Below are 23,357 nucleotides of genomic sequence, written 5' to 3'. Positions count from 1 at the left end.
ATGCGCTTGAGTGTAGAAGGCGCGGTATTATGCCTGCTTTGTCCGGCGGCATGAAAAGCCGGTGGTCGAGCATCCTCATCGATTGAGGAGAAATTCAGGACTGTGTCGCCCTCTTCGCGGGCACGCCCGCTCCCACAGGATCATCGCTACCCTCAATGGCTGCGCTGTACCTGTGGGAGCGGGCGTGCCCGCGAAGGGGCGCGAAGCGGCCCCAAAAATGGCGGAATGAAATACATGGCACCCTGGCTGACAGTAGTAGGCATCGGCGAAGACGGCTTCAGTGGCCTGGGCAAACAGGCCCGGCGCGCGCTGCTGGGCGCTGCGCGGGTCTTCGGCAGCCCGCGCCAGCTGGCCTTGCTGCCGCGCTGCGTGCCCGGCGAACGGCTGGGCTGGCCAAGCCCGTTTTCCTTGGCCCCGGTGCTGGCCCTGCGCGGCGAGCCGGTGTGCGTGCTGGCCAGCGGCGACCCGATGTTCTACGGCGTCGGCGCCAGCCTGGCGCGCCAGGTGCCTGCCGCTGAATTGCGCGTGCTTTCGATGCCCTCCTCCTGCGCCCTGGCCGCTGCCCGCCTGGGCTGGCCGCTGCAGGAGGTGCAGGTTGTGTCGCTGGTGGCGCGGCCACTGGCGGCGCTGAATGCCCACCTGCACAGCGGCATGCGCCTGCTGGTGCTGAGCAACGATGGCGACAGCCCGGCGGCAATTGCTGCACTGCTGCGCGAACGTGGCTTCGGGCCAAGCCGCCTGCGGGTTTTCGAGCACCTGGGTGGCCAGGAAGAACGCGAGTTGGCCGGCACCGCCCAGGACTGGCCGCACGCCAATATCGCCACGCTCAACCTGGTGGCCATCGAGTGCCTGGCCGCGCCCGATGCCCCACGCCTGCACCGGCTGGCCGGGCTGCCGGACACCGCCTTCTGGCACGACGGCCAGTTGACCAAACGCGATGTCCGCGCCATCACTCTGGCGCGCCTGGCGCCCCAGCCCGGCGAGCTGCTGTGGGACGTGGGCGCGGGCTGCGGCTCGATCGGCATCGAATGGATGCGCGCCCACCCGGCCTGCCGCGCCCTGGCCATCGAGGCCGACGAAGGCCGCCAAGGCTTCATCGAACACAACCGGGACGCGCTGGGTGTACCCGGCCTGCAACTGGTCTGCGGCAAGGCACCTGCAGCACTGCAGGGCCTGGAGCAGCCCGATGCAATCTTCATCGGCGGCGGCGTCACCCGCGAAGGCGTGCTGGACCTGTGCTGGGCCAACCTGCGCCCTGGCGGGCGGCTGGTGGCCAATGCAGTGACCTTGCAAAGCGAACTGGCCCTGGCGCATTTCCGCGAGCAGCACGGTGGTGAGCTGACCCGCATCCATGTCGCCCATGCCCAGCCCCTGGGCGCGTTCGACACCTGGCGCCAGGCGCTGCCGATCACCCTGCTGGAAGTGGTGAAACCCGTCGATGCGTGAAGAAACCCGTGAACAGCCCGCGCCCCTGCGCAGCGGCCTGACCACCGGCAGCTGCGCCACCGCCACAAGCCTGGCAGCCGCGCGCTTGCTGCTGAACGGCGAAAGCAGCGACGCCGTCAGCATTACCCTGCCCAAGGGCAAGGTGGTGCAGATGCGCCTGGAATTCTGCCGCCTGATTGGCGAGCGCGCCGAAGCCGGCACCCTCAAGGATGCTGGCGACGACCCGGACGTGACCCACGGCGCCCTGCTCTACAGCCAGGTACGCCTGCTGGGCGAACCGGGTATCCGCTTTGTCGCCGGCACCGGCGTCGGCACCGTGACCCGCCCGGGGCTGGTGCTGGCGGTGGGTGAGCCGGCCATCAACCCGGTGCCACGCCGCATGATCACTGAACACCTGCAACGCCTGGCCGACGAGTGCGGCTACCTCGGTGGCTTCGAGGTCACGGTCAATGTGCAGGGTGGCGACCAACTCGCCCTCAAGACCATGAACCCGCGCCTGGGTATCCTCGGCGGGCTGTCGATCCTCGGCACCAGCGGCATCGTGCGGCCGTTTTCCTGTGCGGCCTATATCGCCTCGATCCACCAGGGTATCGACGTGGCCCACACCAACGGCTACACGCACATCGCCGCCTGCACCGGCAACGCCAGTGAAGACACCATGCGCCAGGTCTACGGCCTGCCGGAAATCGCCCTGATCGAAATGGGCGATTTCGTCGGCGCAGTGCTCAAGCACCTGCGCAAGGTGCCGGTGCCACGCCTGACCCTGTGTGGTGGCTTCGGCAAGATCAGCAAACTGGCCGCCGGGCACATGGACCTGCACAGCCGTCACTCCAGTATCGACTTGCCGCAACTGGCCGGTTGGGCTGCTGACATTGGCGCTGACGAAACCCTGCAGGCGGCCATCATCGGCGCCAACACCAGCCAGCAAGCACTCGCACTGGCCCATGCGGCCGGCATTGCCCTGGGTGACGCGGTGTGCGCCCACGCACTCGCCTTCGCCCGCAGCGTCGTGCCGGCGCAGGTGCAAGTGGAAGTGTTCGCCATCGACCGCCAGGGCGGCATCGTTGGCCAGGCAGGTGTGCAATGACTGCACGCATACTGCTGTTGGGCGGTGTCACTGAAGCCCTCGCCATCGCCCGCCGCCTCGCCCCACAGCATGTCTATAGCCTGGCCGGTATCGGCCGCGTGCCGCAGGACCTGCAATGCCAGGTACGGGTCGGGGGCTTTGGCGGCGCCGAGGGCCTGGCCAGCTACCTGCGCGAAGCAGGCATCACCCTGCTGATCGATGCCACCCATCCCTATGCCGCGCAAATCAGCCGCAATGCCGCCAGTGCCGCACGCAACGCTGGCATCCCGTGCTGGGCTTTGCGTCGCCCGGCCTGGCAGGCGCAAGCGGGGGATGATTGGCGCGAAGTCGAGGACTGGGCAGGGCTGATAGAGGCGCTCAAGCCGTTTCGCAGACCGCTGTTTACGCTGGGGCGTGAACCCCTGCAGCATCTGGAGGAGATTCCGCCGGAGCAGTTCTGGACGCTGCGTGCACTGGAAGCGTGCCCTGGCAACGAGCGCTGCGAAGTGATTGGCGCGCGAGGGCCATTCCATATTGTGGATGAACGGGCGTTGTTCCAGCGCCGCAATATCGATGTGCTGATCAGCAAGAACAGCGGCAGTGTGGCGACCGAGCCGAAGCTCGAGGTGGCGCGGGAGCTTGGTGTGCCGGTGCTGATCCTCAAGCGCCCGGCGTTGCCGGCTGTTGACCGCGCATTCGAATCGCAGGCTGACATGGCAGCAGCACTCGACCTGCATCAACACCTCTCGCAAGCACGCTAGAGGTCCCTGTGGGAGCGGGCAAGCCCGCGAACACCGGCGAAGCCGGTGCCATACATCGAGTCGTCTTCTTCGCGGGCACGCCCGCTCCCACAGAAGACCGTGCCAGCCTTAAAACCTGTATGTGACCGTTACCCTACAGCCCTTTCGGATTTTTCTTTCAGCCCCGCACGTGGCTCTGGGTTGTCCTGCTGCCGTAAACTCAATGCCCCTCCCCCGGAAGGTTTCACCCATATGGAAATGCAATGGTGGATCTGGCTGGTCTTCGGCATCGCGCTGATCCTGCTCGAACTGGTCCTGCCGACGTTCTTCATCCTCTGGTTCGGCATTGGTGCCGTGCTGGTCTCACTCATCTCGCTCGCCGCCCCCAGCCTGCAACTGGACATGCAGGTGCTGCTGTGGGTACTGCTGTCGTCTGTCACCACCGCGCTGTGGTTCAAGGTATTCCGGCGCAAGCAGCCAGACGTGCGCTGGACCGCCGACAGCGTGATCGGCGAAGTGGGCTTGCTGACCGCTGGCGTTTCGGAGTTTCAGAAAGGCCGCGTGCGTTTCCAGAAGCCGATCCTTGGCAGCGAAGAATGGACCTGCGTCGCCGATAGCCAGATCGCAGCCGGCGAACGGGTACGCCTTACCGCCATTGAGGGCAACACTGCCCGCGTCATCCGGGCCTGAATCCGCACTAAAAGGAATTTCGCATCATGACCAGCCTCATCGTCGTCGCCGCCATCGCCCTGTTCGTCCTGATCACCGTGTTCAAGGGCGTACGTATCGTGCCCCAGGGCGAGGAATGGATCGTCGAGCGCCTGGGCCGCTACCACAGCACCCTCAAGCCCGGCCTGAACATCCTCATCCCGTACATGGATGTGGTCGCCTATCGCCTGCCGACCAAAGACATCATCCTCGATGTGCAGCAACAGGAAATCATCACCCGGGACAACGCCGTGATCGTCGCCAACGCCCTGTGCTTCGCCAAGGTGGTCGACCCGCAGAAGGCCTCCTATGGCGTGCAAAACTTCTCGTTCGCCGTCACCAGCCTGACCATGACTTCGCTGCGCGCCATCGTCGGCGCCATGGACCTGGACGAAGCGCTGTCCAGCCGCGAGCAGATCAAGGCACGCCTGCGCGAGGCAATGTCGGAGCAGACCGAAGACTGGGGCGTGACCGTGCGCTCGGTGGAAATCCAGGACATCAAGCCTTCGGAAAACATGCAACTGGCCATGGAGCGCCAGGCGGCGGCAGAGCGTGAGCGCAAGGCCGATGTGACCCGCGCCGAAGGTGCCAAGCAGGCCGCGATCCTTGAAGCGGAAGCACGCCTGCAGGCGGCCAGGCTGGATGCCGAAGCGCAGATCAGCCTGGCCGAGGCCTCGGCGCGGGCGATTTCGCTGGTCAAGGAAGCGGTGGGCAACGAGACCGTGCCGGCGATGTATTTGCTGGGTGAGCGTTATGTCGGGGCCATGGAGAACCTGGCGAGCAGCAACAACGCCAAGGTGGTGGTGCTGCCGGCAGACCTGCAAGAAACCGTCCGGGGCCTGATGGGCCGTAACAAGGCTTGAGATTGATTTCACCCTCTTCGCGGGCACGCCCGCTCCCACAGGTACCCCGCAGCTCTCAAGGTTGTTGGTAATCCTGTGGGAGCGGGCATGCCCGCGAAGCAGGCGACACCGGTTCAACTGCCTGCCTGCGTCACTTCACCGCACCCCGCCTTTTTTACCTATACTGCGCCTTACAATAGCCACCACGATTCCTGACCGGATCTCTCCATGCCCCCACGTCGGCACATTGCCTGGATAGCCTGCCTTGCAGTGCTGTTCAACCTGCTGGCCATGCCGCTGGCCTCTGCCGTGCCCAAGGGCCCGGCCGAGCAGCTGCTGTGGGGGGCTTTCTGTTCCAGCATGGCCAACAAGGCCAAGGTCGACGTCCAGGCCCTGGCCAAGATCGACCTCGGCCCGCAAAGCGACGACAGCGCCAGCATGATGAATTGCTGGTGCTGCTCGGGCGCTGCGCCGCTGCTGGCCCTGCCCGGCTACCCGCCGCAGCTGCACAACCCGCCAACACTGGTTGCCGGCCTGCTGCCGCCCCCCGCCGACTACCAACCTACGCCGCGCCAGCTCTGGCCCGCGCTAAACCCCCGTGCCTCTCCGCTGGCCTGAGTTCATCCCGCTGTCTGCCTGAACCTGAACAGAACGGAGATTCACCATGCTCAAGCACGCCCTCGTCATGGCCGCCCTGCTGCTGCCCGGCGCCTTTGCCAATGCCCACGAATACAGCGTGGGCGACCTGCACATCGCCCACCCCTGGTCGCTGCAGTTGCCCCCCAACGCACCCAATGTCGCCGCGTATTTCGTGGTGCACAACAATGGCCAGGCCGATGACCGCCTGCTGAGCGTCGACAGCCCCATCAGCGATGACGCGCAACTGCACGAGCATGCCATGAGCGCCAGCGGCGCCATGAAGATGCAGCAAGTACCCAGCGTGGTGGTGCCTGCCGGCAAGGACCTGACCTTCGCCCCCAGCGCCTACCATGTGATGCTGATGCAGCCCAAAGACCGCAGCCTGCTCAGCGACGGCAAGCGCTTCCCGTTGACCCTGCATTTCGAAAAGGCCGGCGACATCACCGTCGAAGTGGCCGTGCAGAAGCAGGCGCCAGCGGACCAGCCGCAAGCCCACGAACACGCGCACTGACACCTGCTGACAGGCACCCGCCATGAGCCTGCCGCGCAACAGCATCAGCCGTACCACCCGCCCTGACCACAGGCGCGCCGGTGGCGGATGGCTGAGCCTGTTCGCCATGTGGATGATCTTCATCGGCCCGCTGATTTCCCAGTCGATGCCGATGGACCACCACGCCGGCATGAGCATGCCGATGGACATGCCGATGGCGGCTGCCCACCAGCATGGCGGCGACACCCATCACGGCCACGGCGGTGATGGCCAGCTGCATGTGATGTGGGAAAAGTGCGGTTACTGCAGCCTGTTGTTCAACTGCCCGGCCCTGCCCCAGGCCCTCAGCCCGCTCAGCGCCGGCAGCGTCGTCCCCACCACCCACCTGTTTGCACCAACGCACCAGGGCCATGCCCGGCAGGCTGTATTCCCCGGTGCGCGCAGCCGCGCCCCACCATCCTCGATCAACGTCTGAACCCACATTTTGCGCACGGAGCCAGGAGGCTTCGCGCTAACTCATGACTGATCGACTGGAATCACTATGTCCGGCTGCACCCCTGTTTTTGCCTTGTCCCTGCGTGGGGCCATCGCCGCCGTGTGCGGCTCGCTGCTCGCGCCCGTGGCCCTGGCCGCCGACCCTGGCCATGACGGCCATGCGCACGACGCACCCGAGCTGAGCCCGACGGTAATCACCGCCGTGGCCCCGAGTTCGCCACTGACCGTGGTCACCAACCCGAAAGACCCGCGCCAGCCAGTACCGGCCAGCGACGGCGCCGACTACCTGAAGACCATCCCAGGCTTTTCGGCGATCCGAGCCGGCGGCACCAACGGCGATCCGGTGTTGCGCGGCATGTTCGGCTCGCGCCTGAACATCCTCACCAACGGCGGCCTGATGCTGGGCGCCTGCCCCAATCGCATGGACGCCCCCACCTCCTACATTTCGCCAGAGACCTACGACCGCCTGACCGTGATCAAAGGCCCGCAAAGCGTGATCTGGGGCCCGGGCGGCTCGGCAGGCACCATCCTCTTCGAGCGTGAACCCGAAAAGTTCGGCACCCTCGGCAGCCGCGTAAACGCCAGCCTGCTGGCCGGCTCCAACGGCCGCTTCGACAAGGTGCTGGATGCCGCCGCCGGCAACAGCCAGGCCTACGCCCGCTTCGTCGGCAACCAGTCACGCTCGGATGACTACCACGACGGCAACAACGACACCGTGCCCTCGCGCTGGCAAAAATGGAACGGCGATGTTGCCCTCGGCTGGACCCCCGACCAGGACACCCTGCTGGAGCTAACGGCCGGCAAGGGCGATGGCGAGGCCCGCTATGCCGGGCGCGGCATGGACGGCTCGCAGTTCAAGCGCGAAAGCCTGGGCCTGCGCTTTGAAAAGTCCAACCTCGGCGAGGTGCTCGACAAGGTCGAGGCGCAGGTCTACTACAACTATGCCGACCATGTGATGGACAACTACAGCCTGCGTACCCCGTCGGGCAGCGGCATGATGGGCATGCCGATGGTCAGCAACGTCGACCGTCGCACCCTGGGCGCACGCATCAAGGCCACCTGGCGGTGGGCCGATGTGCAGCTGATCAGTGGCATCGACGCGCAAACCAACGAACATCGCCAACGTGGCGGCATGGGCGTAGACGCGCACAAGGGCCAGGCCTGGACCAAGGACGCCGACTTCCACAACTACGGGGCCTTCAGCGAACTGACCTGGTACGTCAGCGGTGGGGACCGTTTGATTACCGGTGCCCGCCTGGACCGCGCCTCGGCCCGCGACTTCCGTAAAGGCAGCGCCACCGAAGGCGATACCCGCGCCGACACCCTGCCCAGCGGTTTCATACGCTACGAGCACGACCTGGCAGCCATCCCGGCCACCACCTATATCGGCCTCGGTCATGCCCAGCGTTTCCCCGATTACTGGGAGCTGTTCTCGCCCAAGCTGGCACCGCCCGGTGCAGCAAATGCCTTCGACGGCATCAAACCGGAGAAAACCACCCAGCTCGACTTCGGCATCCAGTACCGCACTGAGCGCCTGGAAGCCTGGGCTTCGGGCTATGTCGGGCAGATCCGCGATTACATCCTGTTCGACTACCGCACCGGCATGATGGGCATGAGCACCTCGCAGGCACAGAACATCGACGCCCGCATCATGGGTGGCGAACTGGGCGCGGCTTACCAGCTGACTGAAAACTGGAAGGCCGACGGCACGCTGGCCTACGCTTGGGGCAAGAACAGCAGTGATGGCAAAGCGCTACCGCAAATGCCACCCCTGGAAAGCCGCCTGGGCCTGACCTACAGCCGCGACGTTTGGAGCGTCGGCGCACTGTGGCGGCTGGTAGCTGCGCAGAACCGCATCGCCGAGAACCAAGGCAACGTGGTCGGCAAGGACTACGACAAGAGCGCCGGCTTCGGCGTGTTCTCCCTGAACGGCGCCTACAAGGTGAACAAAAACCTCAAGCTCAGCGCGGGGGTCGACAACCTGTTCGACAAAACCTACGCCGAGCACTTGAACCTGGCCGGGAACGCCGGGTTCGGCTACCCGGCTACCGATCCACAGCCGGTCAACGAGCCAGGCAGGACCTTCTGGACCAAGGTCGATTTCAGCTTCTGACAACAACCACGGGCGCAGCTTCGGTTGCGCCCCTCTGCTGGTCAAACAGGAGGTTCCCATGAGAGGAACACGCACCAATTTCTATAACCTGGCCTGGCGTTGGCACTTTTATGCGGGGCTGTTCGTGGCCCCGTTCATGATCCTGTTGGCGATCACCGGGATCATCTACCTGTTCAAGCCGCAGCTCGACCCGCTGCTGTACCGCGACCTGATGGTGGTCGAAGCCGGCCACCACCGGCAGGGCGCCGATGCGATGCTGGCCGAAGTGCGCCAGGCTTACCCCAAGGGCCACGTCGGCCAGTACCTGCCGCCAATCAACGCCGAGCGCAGTGCGCAGTTCGTGGTGCATGACGGCGGGCGCGAACTGAATGTGTTCGTCGACCCGTACAGCGGCAAGGTGCTCGGCGAGCAGGACGCCAAGCAGAACCTGCAGGCCATCGCCCGCGCCCTGCATGGCGAGCTGATGGTCGGCACGGTCGGTGACCGCCTGGTGGAGCTGGCCGCAGGCTGGGGCATCGTGCTGGTGGTGTCAGGCCTGTACCTGTGGTGGCCACGCGGGCGCAATGGCGCTGGCGTGCTGTGGCCACGGCTGTCGGCACGCGGACGGCTGCTTTGGCGCGACCTGCACGCGGTAACCGGCTTCTGGGGTTCGGCCCTGCTGTTGCTGATGCTGCTCAGCGGCATGACCTGGACCGGCCTGTGGGGCAAGCAGTACGCCGATTTGTGGAACCGTTTCCCGGCAGCCATGTGGAACGACGTGCCCAAGTCGGACCAGCAGGCAGGTGAGCTGAACAACGCGCACCGCCAGACCGTGCCCTGGGCGATGGAAAACACGCCGATGCCGCAGTCCGGCGCACACGCCGAACACGCCGGGCACCACATGATGTCGGACATGCCTGCGGCGCCCCAGGTGAGCGTGCAGCAGGTCGAAGACATCGCCACCTCCCGCCAGGTCGAGCCGGGCTACAGCATTACCCTGCCGACCACGGCAGACGGTGTGTTCACCATTGCGGTGTTCGCCGACGACCCGCGCAACGACGCCACCCTGCATGTCGACCAGTACACCGGCAAGGTCCTGGCCGATGTGCGCTGGCAGGACTACAGCCCGGTCGCCCGCGCCACCGAGCTGGGGGTGATGCTGCACGAAGGCAAGATGTTCGGGGCGTTCAACCAGATCATCATCCTGGTGGTGTGCCTGATGATTCTGCTGGGTTCGGTGAGCGGGCTGGTGATGTGGTGGAAGCGCCGGCCTGAAGGTGGGTTGGGCGTGCCGCCGCTGCGCCATGACCTGCCGCGCTGGAAGGCGGCGGTGGGGGTGATGCTGGTGCTCGGGGTGATATTCCCGCTGGTGGGGGTGTCGATGGTGGTGATGTGGGTGGTGGACAGCCTGGTAGTGCGCCGCCGCCGGGAGCTGGCCAGCGCCTGACCTTGTGTTGCCTGACCGGACCTCTTCGCGGGTGAACCCGCTCCCACAGGTATCGTGCTGCGCTCAAGCTTGGCGCGGTCCCTGTGGGAGCGGGTTCACCCGCGAAGAGGCCGGCGAAGGTGTCGGACTTTACCTGCGAGAGCACGGCTGCTATCTGAAAATCGTGTCGATCTGTCGCGATCTCGAATTGGAACGCCCGTGTTAGCCTAGCCGGCGACTTTCAAGGGAATGCAGCTTATGACCGCAATTTCACCAAAACCACAAGAAGAGCAGCACCTGCAACGCAACCTGACCAACCGCCACATCCAGCTGATCGCCATCGGCGGCGCGATCGGTACCGGCCTGTTCATGGGCTCGGGCAAGACCATCAGCCTGGCGGGCCCGTCGATCATCTTCGTCTACATGATCATCGGCTTCATGTTGTTTTTCGTCATGCGCGCCATGGGCGAACTGCTGCTGTCGAACCTGAACTACAAATCGTTCATCGACTTCTCAGCCGACCTGCTCGGCCCCTGGGCCGGTTACTTCACCGGCTGGACCTACTGGTTCTGCTGGGTAGTCACCGGTATCGCCGACGTGGTCGCCATCGCCGCCTACACGCAGTTCTGGTTCCCCGACCTGCCGCAGTGGATACCGGCGCTGACCTGCGTAGGGCTGCTGCTGTCGCTGAACCTGGTGACGGTAAAAATGTTCGGCGAGATGGAGTTCTGGTTCGCCCTGGTCAAGATCATCGCCATCCTCGGCCTGGTCGCCACCGGCCTGTACATGGTCATCACCGGCTTCACCTCGCCCAGCGGGCGCACTGCACAGCTGGCCAACCTGTGGAATGACGGCGGCATGTTCCCCCATGGGCTGATGGGTTTCTTCGCCGGTTTCCAGATCGCCGTGTTCGCCTTTGTCGGTATCGAGCTGGTGGGCACCACCGCCGCCGAAGCGAAAAACCCGGAGCGCACCCTGCCGCGGGCGATCAACTCGATCCCGATCCGCATCATCGTGTTCTATGTGCTGGCGCTGATCGCGATCATGGCCGTGACGCCTTGGCGCGACGTGGTACCGGGCAAGAGCCCGTTCGTGGAGCTGTTCGTGCTGGCCGGCCTGCCAGCGGCGGCCAGCATCATCAACTTCGTGGTGCTGACCTCGGCGGCTTCGTCGGCCAACAGCGGGGTGTTCTCCACCAGCCGCATGCTCTTCGGCCTGTCGCAAGAAGGTGACGCGCCCAAGGCATTCGAAAAACTGTCGAGCCGTTCGGTGCCGGCCAACGGCCTGTACTTCTCGTGCACCTGCCTGTTGCTCGGTGCAGTGCTGATCTACCTGGTGCCGAACGTGGTCGAGGCGTTCACGTTGGTGACTACCGTTTCGGCGGTGCTGTTCATGTTCGTCTGGACGCTGATTTTGCTGTCGTATCTGAAGTACCGCAAAAACCGCGCGGCGCTGCACCAGGCGTCGAAGTACAAGATGCCGGGCGGGCGCTTCATGTGCTACGTGTGCTTGGCGTTCTTCGCCTTCATTCTGGTGTTGCTGAGTCTGGAGGCAGATACCCGCTCGGCGTTGGTGGTCACGCCGATCTGGTTCGTGCTGCTGGCGGTGACGTATCAGTTTGTACGCAGCAGGCGCCATCCGCGTTCGGCTGTGCGTAACGGCTGATGGCCCAGGGGGCCGCTGTGCGGCCCCAATCCTGTGCACATCAATGTCCCAGGCACCAACCTGGACCTCGCAAACGCCCCAACACCTCGCACACCCCCTCTATTACGCCCCTTTCGCCATTAGGCACACCCCTTGCAACGCCCCTCCCCGCTTGCCCAACACTCTAAAAAACTCAGCGGAGAGAGCACATGAAGCGTCGCAGTCTGATCAAGGCTTTTACCCTCAGCGCATCGATTGCGGCGATGGGCCTGAGCTGGAGTATCCAGGCCGCCGAGACCATCAAGGTTGGCATCCTGCATTCGCTGTCGGGGACCATGGCCATTTCCGAGACCTCGCTCAAGGACATGGCGCTGATGACCATCGACGAGATCAACGCCAAGGGCGGCGTGAACGGCAAGATGCTCGAACCGGTGGTGGTCGACCCGGCGTCCAACTGGCCGCTGTTCGCTGAAAAGAGCCGCCAGCTGCTGACCCAGGACAAGGTCGCGGTGGTGTTCGGCTGCTGGACCTCGGTGTCGCGCAAGTCGGTGCTGCCAGTGTTCGAAGAGCTCAACGGCCTGCTGTTCTACCCGGTGCAGTACGAGGGTGAGGAGATGTCGCCGAACGTGTTCTACACCGGCGCCGCCCCCAACCAGCAGGCCATTCCTGCCGTTGAATACCTGATGAGCGAGGACGGCGGCAGCGCCAAGCGCTTCTTCCTGCTGGGTACCGACTACGTCTACCCGCGCACCACCAACAAGATTCTGCGCGCCTTCCTGCACAGCAAAGGCGTGGCCGACAAGGACATCGAAGAGGTGTACACGCCGTTCGGCCACGCCGATTACCAGACCATCGTTGCCAACATCAAGAAGTTCTCCGCCGGGGGCAAGACGGCGGTGATTTCCACGGTCAACGGCGACTCCAACGTGCCGTTCTACAAAGAACTGGCCAACCAGGGCCTGAAGGCCACCGACGTACCGGTGGTGGCGTTCTCGGTAGGCGAAGAAGAGCTGCGCGGCATTGACACCAAACCGTTGGTGGGGCACCTGGCCGCGTGGAACTACTTCGAGTCGGTGGATAACCCGGTGAACCAGAAGTTCGTCGCCGACTGGAAGGCCTACGCCAAGGCCAAGGGCCTCCCAGGCGCCGACAAGGCGGTGACCAACGACCCGATGGAAGCCACCTACGTGGGCATCCACATGTGGGCGCAAGCCGTTGAGAAGGCCAAGTCCACCGACGTCGACAAGGTGCGTGAAGCGCTGGCTGGGCAGAGCTTCAAGGCACCGTCTGGCTTCACCCTGACCATGGACAAGACCAACCACCACCTGCACAAGCCGGTGATGATCGGCGAGATCCAGGATGACGGGCAGTTCAGTGTGGTCTGGGAAACCGAGCAGCCACTGCGGGCGCAGCCTTGGAGCCCGTTCATTCCAGGGAATGACAAGCGACCTGACTACGCAGTGAAAGGTAACTGAGTGCAACGGGGCTGCTTTGCAGCCCAATCGCCGGCAAGCCAGCTCCCACAAGGAAAGCACCGCCCTCAAGGCCTGTGGAAGACCTGTGGGAGCTGGCTTGCCGGCGATGAATCCAACACCGATTCCCAGGATTGCCCGCATGCTCAGAATGCTGCTCACCCTGCTTCTGCTACTCCCCATGGCCACCCAGGCCAGCGAGGGCGAATTCTTTATCACCGCCAAGCCCGCCGAGCAGGCCCGCCTGCTCGAAAGCTGGGCGGCGCAACCCGATGCCGCGCGCCTGCCGCTGCTGGACAACCTGCGCCAGGGCCGAATCGCCACCGACGACACCCGCAAGGTGCGCCTGAACAACCGCCTGCGCGGCCTGATCGACAACGCCCTGGCCAGCCACCAGTTGCTCAGCGACAACAGCGAAACGCGCCTTGCCGCCGCCCAGCAACTGCAAAAAAGCGCACAACCCGCGCAAATGGCCTTCCTCGACCGGCGCTTCGCCAGCGAGCCGGATGCCGCCGTGCACGCCGCCATCGGCCTGGCCCTGGCCAACCTGCAACTGGGCGCCAGCGAACCGGCAGTACGCCTCGCCGCCGTGCGCCTGCTGGGCGAAACCGGTGACCCGGTGGCCCGCACCCGTCTTGAAGCGCTGCTGCAACCCGACGCTGAAGCCGACCCGGGCGTGCGCACCGCTGCCGAAACCAGCCTGGCCCAGGTCAAACGCAAGCTGCTGGTCGGCGAACTGCTCGGCCAGGCGTTCAGCGGCCTGTCGCTGGGCTCGATCCTGCTGCTGGCGGCACTGGGCCTTGCGATCACCTTCGGCCTGCTCGGGGTGATCAACATGGCCCACGGCGAGATGCTGATGCTCGGCGCCTACAGCACCTACATGGTCCAGGTGCTGGTGCAACGCTACGCCCCGGGCGCCATCGAGTTCTACCCACTGATTGCCCTGCCGGTGGCCTTCGCTGTCAGTGCCGGGGTCGGCATGGCGCTGGAACGCACCGTGATCCGCCACCTGTATGGCCGCCCGCTGGAAACCCTGCTGGCCACCTGGGGCATCAGCCTGATCCTGATTCAGGCCATCCGCCTGCTGTTCGGCGCGCAAAACGTCGAGGTCAGCAACCCGACATGGCTGTCGGGCGGTATCCAACTTCTGCCCAACCTGGTGCTGCCGTACAACCGCCTGGTCATCATTGGCTTCGCCCTGGCCGTGGTGCTGCTCACCTGGCTGCTGCTCAACCGCACGCGGCTGGGCCTGAACGTGCGCGCGGTCACCCAGAACCGCAACATGGCCGCCTGCTGCGGCGTGTCCACCGGGCGCGTCGACATGCTTGCCTTCGGCCTGGGTTCTGGCATCGCCGGGCTCGGTGGCGTGGCCCTGAGCCAGGTCGGCAACGTCGGCCCGGACCTGGGCCAGAGCTACATCATCGACTCGTTCCTGGTGGTGGTGCTGGGCGGTGTCGGGCAACTGGCCGGTAGCCTCTGGGCCGCGTTCGGCCTAGGGATAGCCAACAAGTTGCTGGAGCCGCAGATCGGCGCCGTGCTCGGCAAGATCCTCATCCTTGCGTTGATCATTCTGTTCATCCAGAAGCGCCCGCAAGGCCTGTTCGCCCTCAAGGGACGGGTAATCGACTGATGAACCAGCCACTGCTTGTCACCGCTACGCAAAAGGCCGGGCCGCGCCTGACCCTGGCCATCGGCGCCCTCGTCGTCCTGATGTTGTTGGCCCTGCCGCTGCTGTCGCTGCTGCCGGCGGATCACGCGCTGCAGGTGTCGGCCTACACCCTGACCCTGGTCGGCAAGATCCTCTGCTACGCCATCGTCGCCCTGGCCCTGGACCTGGTCTGGGGCTATGCCGGCCCGCTGTCGCTGGGTCACGGCCTGTTCTTCGCCCTGGGCGGCTACGCCATGGGCATGTACCTGATGCGCCAGGCGGCCGGTGACGGCCTGCCGGGGTTCATGACCTTCCTGTCATGGACCGAGCTGCCGTGGTACTGGGCCGGTACCCAGCATTTCGCCTGGGCCCTGTGCCTGGTGGTGCTGGCGCCTGGGCTGCTGGCACTGGTGTTCGGCTGGTTCGCCTTCCGTTCGCGGATCAAGGGCGTGTACTTCTCGATCATGACCCAGGCCCTGACCTTCGCCGGCATGTTGCTGTTCTTTCGCAACGAAACCGGCTTTGGCGGCAACAACGGTTTCACCAGCTTCCGCACCATCCTGGGCTTCGACATTGCCGCCCAAGGCACCCGCGCGGTGCTGTTCCTGCTCACCGTCGGCCTGCTGCTGGCCAGCCTGTACCTGTGCTGGCGCCTGACCCGCAGCAAGTTCGGCCGCCTGCTCACCGCCGTGCGCGACGCCGAGAACCGCCTGATGTTCTGCGGCTACGACCCGCGGGGCTTCAAGCTGCTGGTGTGGGTGCTCAGCGCCGTGCTGTGCGGCCTGGCGGGCGCGCTGTATGTGCCGCAGGTGGGCATCATCAACCCCAGCGAAATGTCGCCGACCAACTCCATCGAAGCCGCCGTGTGGGTGGCCCTGGGCGGGCGCGGCACGCTGATCGGCCCGCTGCTCGGCGCCGGCCTGGTCAATGGCATGAAAAGCTGGTTCACCGTGGCGTTCCCGGAGTTCTGGCTGTTCTTCCTTGGCGCGCTGTTCATCCTCGTCACCCTGTACCTGCCCAAGGGCGTGGTCGGCCTGTTGAAGAAAAGGAGCCAGCCATGAGAGGCGTGCCCCCGGTACACCCTGAGTTCATGCTCGAACCGGTGTTCGACACCCTCGGCAATGGTCGCGAAGCGATCGGCCTGGGCCAAAGCCGCAAGGCCGGCCTCGACACCCGCCACGGCACGGTGCTGAGCCTGGAGGACATCAGCGTCAGCTTCGATGGCTTCAAAGCACTCAACGCGCTCAACCTGTACATCGGCGTGGGCGAACTGCGCTGCATCATCGGCCCTAACGGCGCCGGCAAGACCACGATGATGGACGTGATCACCGGCAAGACCCGCCCTGACACCGGCAGCGCCTACTTTGGCGACACCCTCGACCTGACCCGCATGAGTGAATACCAGATCGCCCAGGCCGGCATTGGCCGCAAGTTCCAGAAGCCCACGGTGTTCGAGGCGCTGACGGTGTTCGAGAACCTGGAGCTGGCGCTGAAGACCGACAAGTCGGTGTGGGCCAGCCTGGCCGCGCGCCTGGGTGGCGAGCAGCGCCAGCGCATCGAAGAAGTGCTGACCACCTTGCGCCTGCTGCCCCTGGCCCAGCGCCAGGCCGGCTTGCTGTCGCACGGGCAGAAGCAGTTTCTGGAGATTGGCATGTTGCTGGTGCAAGAGCCGCAATTGCTGCTGCTGGATGAGCCGGTGGCCGGCATGACCGATGCCGAGACCGAGTTCACCGCCGAGCTGTTCAAGGGCCTGGCTGGCAAGCATTCGCTGATGGTGGTGGAGCATGACATGGGCTTTGTCGGCAGCATTGCCGACCATGTGACCGTGCTGCACCAGGGCAGTGTGCTGGCAGAAGGGTCGCTGGAGCAGGTGCAGGCGGATGAGCGGGTGGTCGAGGTGTATCTGGGCCGATGATTCAGGCAGCCTGCACCGGCCCTTTCGCGGGACAAGCCCGCTCCCACAGGGAAATCATCCATTCAAAAACTGTGGTGAACCTGTGGGAGCGGGCTTGTCCCGCGAAAGGGCCGGTGCAGCCACAACAAAAACACCAAGGATATGACATGCTGAAAATCGACACCCTGCACCAGTACTACGGCGGCAGCCACATCCTGCGCGGCCTGTCCTTCGAAGCCAAGGTCGGCGAAGTCACCTGCCTGCTGGGCCGCAATGGCGTGGGCAAGACCACCCTGCTGCGCTGCCTGATGGGCCTGGTACCCGCCCGTAACGGCAGCATCGAATGGGAGGGCAAGCCGATCACCAGCCTCAAGCCCCAGCAACGGGTCCAGGCCGGCATCGCCTACGTGCCCCAGGGCCGTGAAATCTTCCCGCGCCTTACCGTCGAGGAAAACCTGCTGATGGGCCTGTCACGCTTCCCGGCCCGTGAGGCCCGCGAAGTGCCCGCCTTCATCTACGAACTGTTCCCGGTGCTGGAGCAAATGAAACAGCGCCGTGGCGGCGACCTGTCTGGCGGCCAGCAGCAACAGCTGGCCATCGGCCGCGCCCTGGCCAGCCGCCCACGGCTGCTGATTCTCGACGAGCCGACCGAAGGCATCCAGCCCTCCGTGATCAAGGAAATCGGTGCCGTCATCCGCCGCCTGGCCCAGCGTGGCGACATGGCGATCCTGCTGGTGGAGCAGTTCTACGACTTTGCCGAAGAACTGGCCGACCAGTACCTGGTCATGGCCCGTGGCGAGATCGTGCAGCATGGCCGCGGCGAAAACATGCAAGCCGAAGGTGTGCGTGGCCTGGTAACCATTTAATCTGCAAGCAACGACCCTGCGAGACGCTGTCATGAGTTACGAAATCCGCGACGCCCTGCCTACCGACGTGCCGGGCATCCTCGACATCTACAACGACGCAGTGCGCAACACCACGGCGATCTGGAACGAAACCCCGGTGGACCTCGGCAACCGTCAGGCCTGGTTCGAGGCGCGGGCGCAGCAGGGTTACCCGATCCTGGTGGCGGTGGACGACACTGGCGTGCTCGGTTATGCCTCGTTTGGCGACTGGCGGCCGTTCGAGGGCTTTCGCAACACCGTGGAGCACTCGGTGTATATCCGCGGCGACCAGCGTGGCAAAGGGCTGGGGCCGGTGTTGATGGCAGCGCTGGTCGAGCGTGCGCGTGGGTGTGGCAAGCATGTGATGGTGGCAGCCATCGAGAGTGGCAATGCTGCATCGGTGCGCCTGCATGAGCGGCTGGGCTTCGTGGTGACCGGGCAGATGCCGCAGGTGGGGGTGAAGTTTGGCCGCTGGCTGGACCTGACCTTCATGCAGCTGGTGCTGAACCCCGGAGCCGAACCCACCTGAAATTGATGTAGGCTGTGCTGGCCTCTTCGCGGGTAAACCCGCTCCCACAGGTACCTCACATGTCTTGGGCAATGTGGGATCTCTGTGGGAGCGGGTTTACCCGCGAAGAGGCCGGGCCTGCAAACCTTACATCTGGGTAAACCTGCCCAGCCGCTGGCGCAGCATGCTGTTCTCGCTGCGCAACTGCTGCACTTCCTGCAACAGCTCCAGCGCCAGCGCCACCCCTTCCCACTCCAGTTCCAGCTCCTGGTGCAGCTTCGCCGCGCGCTTGGCCACCAACGGCGCCTGATCGTCGAACAACCAGTCCTCAGGCGTTCGCCCGGAGGGTTCGACAATGCCGTGCTCGACGATTTCGATCACGCAGTCCGCCGTGACATCGGCTTCCTGACACAGGGTACGCATGTCCAGTTGAACGATCAGGGTGCTGCTCATGATCACTTACTCCATTGTGTCCTCGGGTTGAACGCCGCGGTCTCGGAAAGTTTGGTCCACAGTTCGCGGGCAGCCTCATCGGAGGCCGGCGGCATGACCACTTTCAGTTGCGCGTAAAGGTTGCCGCGCTCACCGCTCTTGTTCGCCAGGCCCTTGCCCGGCACGCGCAGGCGCTGGCCGCTCTGGCTGTCGGGGCGGATGGTCAGGTTGATCTTGCCTTCCAGGGTCGGCACCGCCACCTTGGTGCCCAGGGCCGCCTCCCACGGTGCCAGCGGCACAGTGATGATCAGGTCATGGCCTTCGACATCGAACAGCGGGTGCGGTGCCATGCGGATGGTCAGGAACAGGTCGCCATTGGCCCCACCACCGCTGCCCGGCGCGCCCTGCCCCTTCAGGCGGATACGCTCGCCGTCGGTTACGCCGGCCGGAATCTTCACGTTCAGGGTCTTGGTAGTGAAGCCGGTGCGTTGGCCCAACGCATTGGTTTGCGGCACCTGGAAGCTGATCTGCTTGGACTCCTTGCTCAGGGTCTCTTCAAGGAACACCGCCAGTTCAAGCTCCACATCCTGCCCTCGCCTGCCGGCACTGCGTTGCTGCTGCCGGGCGCCACCGAAGGGGTTGCCACCCCGCCCACCGAAGACCGAACTGAAGAAGTCGGAGAAGTCGCCGCCCTCGAAGCCGCCGCCACCGCCGCGGCTCTCCCAGCCCGGTGGTGCCTGGAACGGCCGGCCATGTTGGCCGCCGTACTTGCGAATTTCGTCGAACTCGGCACGTTTCTGCGCGTCGCCCAGCACTTCGTAGGCCTCGTTGGCCTCCTTGAACTTGTCCTCGGCGTCGCGCTCCTTGCTGACATCGGGGTGATACTTGCGCGCAAGCTTGCGGTACGCGGCCTTGATTGCCTTGTCGTCCGCCGTGGGCTCTACGCCGAGTATCTTGTAATAGTCTTTGAAGTCCATCTGTGGATCACCAATGTGAATGTGCGTGTTGCAACAGAAGATAGGGGTCAAGCATAGCCTTTCAAGACCGCCTTGGGTTTGCGCCATGGCAGACGACTGGTCTTGATTCTGTAGCCAAGTGGCATAAACTGCGCGGCCGTTTTCGCTCCGGAAGCTGATTTCCCATGTCTGACGTATCCCCGGCCCGCGCCCTGGGCATCGACTTTGGCACCTCCAACTCCACGGTCGGCTGGCACCGCCCTGGCGTGGAGTCGCTGATTGCCCTGGAAGACGGCAAGATCACCTTGCCCTCGGTGGTGTTCTTCAATATCGAAGAGCGGCGCCCGGTGTATGGCCGCCTGGCACTGCACGAATACCTGGAAGGCTACGAAGGCCGCCTGATGCGCTCGCTGAAGAGCCTGCTGGGCTCCAAGCTGATCAAGCACGACACCAGCGTGCTGGGCAGTGCCCTGCCGTTCAAGGACCTGCTGGGCATGTTCATCGGCGAGCTGAAAAAGCGCGCCGAGGCTGCCGCTGGCCGTGAGTTCGACCAGGTGGTGCTGGGCCGCCCGGTATTCTTCGTCGACGAAGACCCGGCTGCTGACCAGGAAGCCGAGGACACCCTGGCCGACGTGGCGCGCAAGATCGGCTTCAAGGATGTGTCGTTCCAGTACGAGCCGATTGCCGCGGCCTTCGACTACGAGTCGGGCATCAGCCGTGAAGAGCTGGTGCTGATCGTCGACATCGGTGGTGGTACTTCAGACTTCACGTTGATCCGCCTGTCGCCCGAGCGCCACCTGATCGCCGAACGCCAAAGCGACATTCTCGCCACCGGCGGCGTGCACATCGGCGGTACCGACTTCGACAAGCAGCTGAGCCTGCAGGGCGTGATGCCGCTGTTCGGCTATGGCAGCCGCATGAAGAGCGGGGCGCTGATGCCCACCAGCTACCACCTCAACCTGGCCACCTGGCACACCATCAACGCCCTGTACTCGCAGAAGTCGCAGCTGGCGCTGGGCAGCATGCGCTATGACATCGAGGACAGTTTTGGCATCGACCGCCTGTTCAAACTGATCGAGCAGCGCGCCGGGCACTGGCTGGCGATGGAAGTAGAGGCCAGCAAGATCGAGCTGACCGAGCAAGACAGCCGCCACATCGACCTGCGCCGTGTCGAGCCCGAGCTGACTGCCCAACTGACCCGAGCGCTGTTCGAAGGCGCCATCGAAGGCCTGCTGGAGCGGGTACGCGGCAGCGTGACCGAGCTGCTGGCCAAGGCTGGCGTGAGCGAAGGCCAGGTTGACACGGTGTTCTTCACGGGCGGTTCCAGCGGCATTCCGGCGCTGCGCAACAGTGTGTCGGCGATGCTGCCGAATGCGCGGCACGTGGAAGGCAACATCTTTGGCAGCATTGGTAGCGGCCTGGCCATCGAAGCCCGCAAGCGTTACGGCGCTGCCTGATTCATCTCTATGGCCTGGACTGGCCTCTTCGCGGGTAAACCCGCTCCCACAGGGATCGCACAATACTTGAGACTTGTGCAGTACCTGTGGGAGCGGGTTTACCCGCGAAGAGGCCGGTACAGGCTAATAGAGAATCAAACCAGCTCTTCGCGCTTCAGCTCACTCTTCAGGTAGGCATAGTAGATCGGCCCCGCCACCACGCCGGGCAGCCCGAATGCCGCCTCGAACACCAGCATCGCCAGCAGCAGTTCCCATGCCTTGGCACTGATCTGCCCGCCAACAATCCGCGCGTTGAGGAAGTACTCGACCTTGTGGATGACGATCAGGTAGCCCAGTGCCGCCGCCGCCACCCAGATCGACAGCGACAAGCCGACGATGGTGATCAGGGTGTTGGACATCAGGTTGCCGATCACCGGCAGTAAGCCCAGCAGGAAGGTCAGCACGATCAGCGTCTTGGTCAGCGGCAGGTGCACGCCGAACAGCGGCATCACCACCGCCAGGAAGATGCCGGTAAAGGCCGTGTTGAGCAGCGAGATCTTGATCTGCGCGAACACGATGTTGCGAAACGCCTTCACCAGCAGGTTCAGCCGCTCGAACAGCGCTGCCGCCAGGGGCTTGCGCCGGGAAACATCGGGGATACGCTGCAAGGCGATGATCGCCCCGAGGATCATGCCGATCAGCAGCGTCACGAACATGTGCGCCATGCCCTTGCCCACCAGTTGCAAGTCGCTCAGGTGGCTCTTGATCCAGTCACCGATGGCCACCTTGAACTCAGCGGCACTGGCGGGCAGGTAGCCCTCGATGAAGGGCGGCAGCTGACCGCGGGCACGCTCCACCAGGGCCATGAACTTGTCCAGCGAGGCGCCGGGGTTTTCCGCCTCGTGCAACAAAAAGCTGAAGGCACCGGCAATCAACAGCGTCAAGGTAGTGACCACCAGCGTACCGAGCAGCGCCACGGCCAGCCAACGCGCGCGTTGGCCGGCCAGCAGCGGTTGCAGGCGCGGGGTCAGCATGTTGACCAGTTCGAACACCAGCAGGCCGGCCAGCAGGCTGGGCAACAACTTCAAGGGCAAAGCCAGCAGCAGGCCCGCCATGACGATGATCAGGCTGGCCAGAGTGATCTGACGGGGGGTAAAGGTCATACAGCCTCGACGGCAGACAGCGGGAATGCCCGCAGTCTGCCAGCCTTGGCGGCGCAGGCATAGGTCATTTCTTCTTCAGGCAGTCGCTCATGTACGCCTTGCGCTCGTCACCCTTCAGGGCTTTGGTGGTGGCGTCGGCGTTGCAGGTCTTCATCTTCTCCTGCTGGGTTTGTGGCACGTCCTTCTTCAGGCAAGTGCTCATGAACGCTTTGCGCTCATCGCCCTTGAGGGCTTTGGTAGTAGCGTCGGCATTGCAGGTTTTCATCTTTTCCTGCTGCGCCGTATTGGCCGCGAAGCCCTGGGCACTGAACAACACAGCCAACGCCAGCAATGGAATTTGCAGCACTTTCATGGAGTGGTCTCCTTGGCTCCGTGCCCGACGCACGGGGGTCGAGCTGAGTGTAGCCAAGAAATTCAGCGCCCCGCCCGTGCCTGCCGACGGTACTGCTCGGGGGTGCACTGAGCCTGGCGCTGGAACATGGCGATGAACGCCGACGCGCTGCTGTAGCCCAGGTCGAAGGCAATGGCCTGAATCGGCAGGCCGGCCTCCAGCGCTTCGATGGCACGCAGAAAACGCAGGCGCAGGCGCCATTCGCCAAAACTGATGCCCAGTTCGCGCAAAAACTGGCGGGCCAGGGTGCGTTCGCTGACATGCACGCGCGCGGCCCAGTCGGCCAGCGGGCGGTTGTCACCGGGCTCGGCACTGAGGCCGTCGAGTACCTGCCGCAGGCCATCGCTGTGGGCAAACGGCAGGTAGCAGGCTTGGGTGGGCGCCAGCAGCAACTGGTCGAGCAGTACCTGCACCAGGCGCTGGTCGCGCTCCTCCTCGGCCACCTTCAGGTCACGCCGGGCAAAGTCGCCAAGGATAGCCTTGAGGATATCGCTGATCATCAGGCTGCACGGTAGCGGTGGCAGGGCTGCGCACAGGCTGCGGTCGAGATAGATGGAGCGGTAGACGATGGCTTGAGGGTTGTAGCAACCATGCTCGGTATCGGGCGGTACCCAAACGGCGTATTGCGGCGGCGACAGGAAACGCTGGCCGGCCACATCCAGGTGCATCACGCCGTGAGCCGAGTAGTTGAGCTGGCCCCAAGCGTGGCAGTGCACGGCGCTGTGGGTATCGGCAACGAACTCGTCGTGGCGGAAGTACACCGGGGCCGGCAGTTGGGTGAATTGGGGGATATCGAGGTATTTGCGCGGCATGCTGTCTGCTTTGCGGGGTGGGTTGTCTGGATAAGAGTATAGGCTTGTGAACAGACACTCGATAATACAGGCCTATCGAGGGCCTGCCTTGCAGGCCTTCGCGGGCTTGCCCGCTCCCACAGGAACTGCGCCAACCTCAAGGCCTGTGATATCCCTGTGGGAGCGGGCAAGCC

23 protein-coding genes are annotated in these 23,357 nt (G+C 64.5%); 18 read left to right on the top strand and 5 right to left on the bottom strand.

The window, feature by feature from the left end:
* Positions 1 to 234 precede the first annotated feature (234 nt).
* The 17 genes from N805_RS25170 to N805_RS25090 all read left to right on the top strand — a co-directional run bounded on the left by N805_RS25170 (position 235) and on the right by N805_RS25090 (position 18,015).
* Positions 235 to 1,446 carry a bifunctional cobalt-precorrin-7 (C(5))-methyltransferase/cobalt-precorrin-6B (C(15))-methyltransferase gene (locus tag N805_RS25170; RefSeq protein WP_019473770.1) on the top strand — a complete coding sequence of 404 codons (1,212 nt, stop codon included), beginning with the start codon at positions 235 to 237 and terminating at the stop codon, positions 1,444 to 1,446.
* On the top strand, positions 1,439 to 2,533 hold the full coding sequence (locus N805_RS25165; protein WP_019473769.1) for a cobalt-precorrin-5B (C(1))-methyltransferase: 1,095 nt from the start codon (positions 1,439 to 1,441) through the stop codon (positions 2,531 to 2,533). Before N805_RS25170 ends, N805_RS25165 begins: the two co-directional genes overlap by 8 nt.
* Positions 2,530 to 3,273, top strand: coding sequence for a cobalt-precorrin-6A reductase (locus tag N805_RS25160; RefSeq protein ID WP_019473768.1), 744 nt, complete (start codon positions 2,530 to 2,532; stop codon positions 3,271 to 3,273). The genes N805_RS25165 and N805_RS25160 overlap by 4 nt, the downstream gene beginning before the upstream one ends.
* 231 nt (positions 3,274 to 3,504) lie before the next feature.
* Positions 3,505 to 3,942, top strand: a complete 438-nt coding sequence (locus N805_RS25155; protein WP_019473767.1) for an NfeD family protein — start codon at positions 3,505 to 3,507, stop codon at positions 3,940 to 3,942.
* Positions 3,943 to 3,968: 26 nt separating this feature from the next.
* Entirely contained in the window at positions 3,969 to 4,823 is an 855-nt protein-coding gene (locus N805_RS25150) for an SPFH domain-containing protein (protein WP_016501834.1), read from the top strand.
* A gap of 207 nt (positions 4,824 to 5,030) precedes the next feature.
* Positions 5,031 to 5,420: a DUF2946 domain-containing protein gene (locus N805_RS25145; protein ID WP_019473766.1), complete on the top strand. Its 390-nt coding sequence runs from the start codon at positions 5,031 to 5,033 to the stop codon at positions 5,418 to 5,420.
* A 46-nt stretch (positions 5,421 to 5,466) separates the two neighbouring features.
* Positions 5,467 to 5,952: a copper chaperone PCu(A)C gene (locus N805_RS25140; protein WP_016489394.1), complete on the top strand. Its 486-nt coding sequence runs from the start codon at positions 5,467 to 5,469 to the stop codon at positions 5,950 to 5,952.
* 22 nt (positions 5,953 to 5,974) lie between these two features.
* Positions 5,975 to 6,406, top strand: a complete 432-nt coding sequence (locus N805_RS25135; protein WP_019473765.1) for a DUF2946 domain-containing protein — start codon at positions 5,975 to 5,977, stop codon at positions 6,404 to 6,406.
* 66 nt (positions 6,407 to 6,472) lie between these two features.
* A complete protein-coding gene (locus N805_RS25130; RefSeq protein ID WP_019473764.1) occupies positions 6,473 to 8,539 on the top strand; it encodes a TonB-dependent copper receptor in 2,067 nt (688 codons plus the stop codon).
* 58 nt (positions 8,540 to 8,597) lie between these two features.
* Positions 8,598 to 9,965, top strand: a complete 1,368-nt coding sequence (locus N805_RS25125; protein WP_019473763.1) for a PepSY-associated TM helix domain-containing protein — start codon at positions 8,598 to 8,600, stop codon at positions 9,963 to 9,965.
* 237 nt (positions 9,966 to 10,202) lie between these two features.
* The gene (cycA, locus tag N805_RS25120; RefSeq protein ID WP_019473762.1) at positions 10,203 to 11,609 is read left to right on the top strand and encodes a D-serine/D-alanine/glycine transporter; all 1,407 of its coding nucleotides are present in this window, start codon (positions 10,203 to 10,205) and stop codon (positions 11,607 to 11,609) included.
* 188 nt (positions 11,610 to 11,797) lie between these two features.
* The gene (gene urtA / locus N805_RS25115; RefSeq protein WP_012274414.1) at positions 11,798 to 13,063 is read left to right on the top strand and encodes an urea ABC transporter substrate-binding protein; all 1,266 of its coding nucleotides are present in this window, start codon (positions 11,798 to 11,800) and stop codon (positions 13,061 to 13,063) included.
* Positions 13,064 to 13,169: 106 nt separating this feature from the next.
* Positions 13,170 to 14,690, top strand: coding sequence for an urea ABC transporter permease subunit UrtB (urtB, locus tag N805_RS25110; protein WP_371113252.1), 1,521 nt, complete (start codon positions 13,170 to 13,172; stop codon positions 14,688 to 14,690).
* On the top strand, positions 14,690 to 15,769 hold the full coding sequence (urtC, locus tag N805_RS25105) for an urea ABC transporter permease subunit UrtC (protein ID WP_019473760.1): 1,080 nt from the start codon (positions 14,690 to 14,692) through the stop codon (positions 15,767 to 15,769). The genes urtB and urtC overlap by 1 nt, the downstream gene beginning before the upstream one ends.
* The gene (urtD, locus tag N805_RS25100) at positions 15,766 to 16,623 is read left to right on the top strand and encodes an urea ABC transporter ATP-binding protein UrtD (RefSeq protein ID WP_028614106.1); all 858 of its coding nucleotides are present in this window, start codon (positions 15,766 to 15,768) and stop codon (positions 16,621 to 16,623) included. Before urtC ends, urtD begins: the two co-directional genes overlap by 4 nt.
* Positions 16,624 to 16,769: 146 nt before the next feature.
* Positions 16,770 to 17,468: an urea ABC transporter ATP-binding subunit UrtE gene (gene urtE / locus N805_RS25095; protein WP_028614105.1), complete on the top strand. Its 699-nt coding sequence runs from the start codon at positions 16,770 to 16,772 to the stop codon at positions 17,466 to 17,468.
* 31 nt (positions 17,469 to 17,499) lie between these two features.
* Positions 17,500 to 18,015, top strand: a complete 516-nt coding sequence (locus N805_RS25090) for a GNAT family N-acetyltransferase (protein ID WP_019473594.1) — start codon at positions 17,500 to 17,502, stop codon at positions 18,013 to 18,015.
* A gap of 126 nt (positions 18,016 to 18,141) precedes the next feature.
* Here N805_RS25090 and N805_RS25085 read toward each other — a convergent pair whose 3' ends face one another.
* On the bottom strand, positions 18,142 to 18,447 hold the full coding sequence (locus tag N805_RS25085; protein ID WP_019473593.1) for a chaperone modulator CbpM: 306 nt from the start codon (positions 18,445 to 18,447) through the stop codon (positions 18,142 to 18,144).
* Positions 18,448 to 18,449: 2 nt separating this feature from the next.
* Positions 18,450 to 19,403, bottom strand: a complete 954-nt coding sequence (gene cbpA / locus N805_RS25080) for a curved DNA-binding protein (RefSeq protein ID WP_019473592.1) — start codon at positions 19,401 to 19,403, stop codon at positions 18,450 to 18,452.
* Positions 19,404 to 19,567: 164 nt separating this feature from the next.
* Here cbpA and N805_RS25075 point away from each other — a divergent pair, with 164 nt between their 5' ends.
* On the top strand, positions 19,568 to 20,839 hold the full coding sequence (locus tag N805_RS25075) for an Hsp70 family protein (RefSeq protein WP_019473591.1): 1,272 nt from the start codon (positions 19,568 to 19,570) through the stop codon (positions 20,837 to 20,839).
* A gap of 134 nt (positions 20,840 to 20,973) precedes the next feature.
* Here N805_RS25075 and N805_RS25070 read toward each other — a convergent pair whose 3' ends face one another.
* The 3 genes from N805_RS25070 to N805_RS25060 form a co-directional block, all read right to left on the bottom strand.
* Positions 20,974 to 21,981: an AI-2E family transporter gene (locus N805_RS25070; RefSeq protein WP_019473590.1), complete on the bottom strand. Its 1,008-nt coding sequence runs from the start codon at positions 21,979 to 21,981 to the stop codon at positions 20,974 to 20,976.
* 64 nt (positions 21,982 to 22,045) lie between these two features.
* On the bottom strand, positions 22,046 to 22,333 hold the full coding sequence (locus tag N805_RS25065) for a PsiF family protein (protein ID WP_016501850.1): 288 nt from the start codon (positions 22,331 to 22,333) through the stop codon (positions 22,046 to 22,048).
* A gap of 62 nt (positions 22,334 to 22,395) precedes the next feature.
* Complete coding sequence (locus tag N805_RS25060) at positions 22,396 to 23,184, bottom strand: AraC family transcriptional regulator (RefSeq protein WP_019473589.1); 789 nt, start codon at positions 23,182 to 23,184, stop codon at positions 22,396 to 22,398.
* Between the last annotated feature and the right edge of the window lie 173 nt (positions 23,185 to 23,357).

Origin of the sequence: Pseudomonas putida S13.1.2 (genome assembly GCF_000498395.2) — a bacterium.
GTDB classification, from domain to species: Bacteria; Pseudomonadota; Gammaproteobacteria; order Pseudomonadales; family Pseudomonadaceae; genus Aquipseudomonas; species Aquipseudomonas putida_Q.
This window is presented reverse-complemented; position numbering and strand designations above follow the sequence as displayed.